Source organism: Ruania rhizosphaerae, from assembly GCF_009805705.1.
Classification (GTDB): domain Bacteria; phylum Actinomycetota; class Actinomycetes; order Actinomycetales; family Beutenbergiaceae; genus Ruania; species Ruania rhizosphaerae.
Genome location: NZ_VSMB01000027.1, coordinates 1 through 3,612, shown reverse-complemented (window position 1 = coordinate 3,612; position 3,612 = coordinate 1). Strand labels below are relative to the sequence as shown.

Genomic DNA, 3,612 nt, shown 5'->3' with positions numbered 1-3,612 from the left:
CGTGAACGAGAACTGACCCGTGCCCTGATCCGGGTTCGAATCCACACCCTCGTCCTCGCCAGCACCAGTCTGAGTCAACGGGTAATCCTGCCCATCAACCACCACCGTGGTCGGGAACTCGATCGTGTAATCAGTGCTGATCGGCAGATCAGTGAAGACGTAATACCCGTCCTCATCAGTGACCGTCGTGCCAACCACGTCCTCGTTCTCATCGAGCAACGTGACCGTCACCCCCTCAACCGGGGTCTCACCCTCGTCCTGGATGCCATCACGGTCCTCATCAATCCAGACATAGTCACCCACCGACACGAACTCTGGGGGCACGAAGCCGAAGTCGATCGAGTGGTCGTTCTCGCCCGGATCAGGGCTCGTGATCTCAGCCAGCACGACGTGGTCGCCTAGCCCGGAGTCAGGGTCAGCTGCTACGCCGTTGCTATCGATGTCTTCGTTGAATCCGGCATCGTCATCGGTCGGCGAGGTCCCGGCCAAGGGGCCACCACTTTGGAAGTCGGCTTCACGGTCCAGACGCACCTGATAGTCGGTCTCGGGCAGCAACCCATCGGCGGTGTCGAACCAGTACTCACCGTTCTCATCGGTCTCGGTCGTGGCCACCAGCACACCTGCGTCGTCGTACAGGCTCACCTGCACACCTTCAACGGGAGCCTCATCCGGATCTTGAATGCCATCCTCGTCGGTATCCATCCACACCCGGTTGCCGATCTGCTGTGTCTGCTCGAGGACCAATGCCTCAAGGTCAGCCAAACCCTGGCCCTTCTGGAAGTCCTCTGAGACGAGGATTCCGCTGCCGCCAGACGACGGCGAGATCATGTCGCCAGTCTGCGGGTCGAAGGCTCGGAGTCCGTTATTCCATGCTGCTCCGTTGGCGTCCATAAGGTTGGAGACGACGCGATCAGTTCCGTCGACGTGCACGATGCCCGAGAATCCGGATTCGTAGTGTTGCCGAGCGCGGTCTTCGAAATCATCACGAGCCGTGAAATCGATCGTCCCTGCGGCTTCGTCCAACTCCACAGCAACGATGTCGCCTGCCACCACGTTGTTCGCGTAGGCAGCGTCGCCGTTGGTCCGCTCGCCCATGTACAGGATGGACCCGTGCTGGTCGCTCATCCGGTCGCGGAAGCTCAGAATGAACTGGCCGGCGTCAGTGATCTCGATGTCGGCCAGCATCGGCTGAGCGGCACTGTACTGAGCGGAGATCTCGACCGCTGACGGGTTAATGGGAGCGTTGAACGGCGCGACGTCCAGGCACTCCTGCGGTAGATCATCGCTCCAAGCGAACCATTCCGCAGAGGAGCAAACGCCGCCCGCAAACTGCAACTCAGCAGACTGGTCCTCGCGACCGGGTGTCGTCGTGACGTCGCCCTCGTAGGTCGTGCCGGTGGCCGTCAGTGTGCCATCTGCGGCTCGCTCGTAGGTAAGGAGGTGTGCCTGCAATGTCGCACCGCAGATTGCACCGACGTAGAGAACGCCGTCGTGCTCCTCGAGCGCCATGGGTGCCCAGTCCGCGGTGCAGTCTAGTGGGGCGGGTACGGCCAGAGTCTGGATCGGGGCAGGGTTGGTGGCCTCCTGTACCGGGTAGACTACGAGGGAGTCGGTGTTCATGTTGACCACCGTGACGTAGGAGTCGTCCTCAGTGACGTCAACGTCGCCAAGGGACTCGCGGCCCACTGCCGTGCGGAATGCGAAGTCCTGGAGTTCGTGTCCTTCGGGATTGACGGCGTCGATGTCGTGCTCTGTCGTTCCTGCGTCGTCGACGGTTGCGTAGAGCTCATCCTCGCCGGTCAGCGCATTGACGCGGTACAGAGCACCGGGGCCTTCCGAGCCGTAGAGCGATCCGCGCTTAGCGTAGGCGCCGACATAGAGATCCATCTCGGTCTGATCAATGCCGATTCCGTACACCGAGCCGAGCGTGTGTCGCGCGGTCAACTCGGCGAGTTTGGACTGCGTGAGCGCGTAGTCGATCGAGTACATCTCTCGAAGTTCGCTCGGCTCTGGCCAGACATCATCGGGCTGGATTGCCGAGAACACGGTGGCCCCGTCGGGTCCGAGCCGTGAAGGATCGACATACCCGACCGATAGCGTCGCGTCCTGCCCGTCAGCAACATCGACGAACGACACCGCTGGCGCGAACTCGGGCTCGGCGTGGCCATCCAGGATTTGGGCCTCGGTGTAGGACCCGGTGTCCGGGTTCTGGACCTCCACCCGGTACTGCCCACCCGCCAGTGAGTTGTCCGCCGGCAACAGTGTCACCACACCACTGGCATCAGTGTTGCGGGTGATCGCATCCCCGGCAGCATCAACGAACCGCACCTGCACGCTCTCCAACGGCAGATCCTCAGCATCGCGCACACTGTCCACGTTCCGGTCCTCAACGACCATCACCGTGATGGACCCGTCTGTCGGCGCGGCTACAGCCGGGGCCACGCCCGCGGCCAGCAGGCCGCCAGTCAGCGCGCACGCTGCACCAGCAGCAAGCATCCTTCGCAGTTTCATATCTCCCCCGAGATGGTTGGATGGGCCGCTTCCCGTCATGTGGGAACACTGCTCCCGATGGTCGGAACCTACCAGTCGACCGTATAGCGACCATGTCACGGTTTGGTAACGACGCGGGTGGTTGATGCGGTGTCACGTGTGCATCGGGAATGATGCTGCGCCGCCGTTCGCTGCTCAACTGTTCAAATCCGGTCGCATGAATGTGCGCAAACCTCTGTCGCCTTCGTCACATTGCGTGCTACGTTCCGCCACAGTGCGTGCACTACGCAAGCCGCGAGGGAGGGCATCGGATGAGTGGGTTCGGACGGCTGGTGGCGAGCGCTGCAGCCCTAGCGCTGGCAGTCGTGTCTGGTATCGCCGGTGTAGGTGTGCTTGCGCTTCCTACCGCCTCGGCGGCTCCGGGTGATGGCGTGTTGACGGTTCAGGTCAGTCGTGACTTCTCTGGCGATGGTGTCTATGACGCGGCGTTCGATCCGCCGCAGGCTGGTGTCGAGGTGACTGTCACGGATGGGACGGACTCGATTGGGCCGTTGGTGACGGACTTCTCGGGTCAGGTGTCCTTCGATCTGTCGACGCTGTCGGGGGAGGGGTTCCGTGTCGATGTCGCCGTGACCGATCCTGAGCTCGACCATCTTCAGGCTGCGCCGGCGGCGACTGCTGACACTGCGAATGCGTTCCGTAGCTTCACCACGTTCGTCGACGGTTCGACGCAGACGATCCACGTCGGCGTCTGGAACCCAGATACGTACATGCCCGAGGATGCGCCGTTGGCTGTCGCGCAGCAGATCGACCGGTTCGGTGATGGAGATACCCGGTCGTTGATGGTGACCGACTGGGACAACCGTGGGCCGGCGACGAACGACACCGGTGACAACACGGACGGGATCACCACAGTTGCGACGCAGGACGAGACAGGCACTGTCTTCGGGGCTGCTTGGGATCACACCACGAACCAGATCTATTCGGCCGCTTACGCGAAGGCGTACACCGAGTACGGCCCGGGCGGTAGTGGTGGTCTGTACCGGACCGATGTCGATGGTGGTGGTCCGGGGAACACGGAGTTGTGGGCGACTGTGCCGAATGCGGGTACGGCGGTTCACC

At 62.4% G+C, this 3,612-nt stretch carries 2 protein-coding genes; one reads left to right on the top strand and one right to left on the bottom strand.

Features of this window, described 5'->3' with window-relative positions:
• The coding region (locus FV560_RS19875) for an SdrD B-like domain-containing protein (protein WP_200837841.1) at positions 1-2,511 on the bottom strand (2,511 nt) is incomplete at its 3' end.
• 290 nt (positions 2,512-2,801) lie between these two features.
• Here FV560_RS19875 and FV560_RS19870 point away from each other — a divergent pair.
• Positions 2,802-3,612: hypothetical protein (locus tag FV560_RS19870; RefSeq protein ID WP_200837839.1), on the top strand; the 811-nt coding region annotated here is incomplete at its 3' end.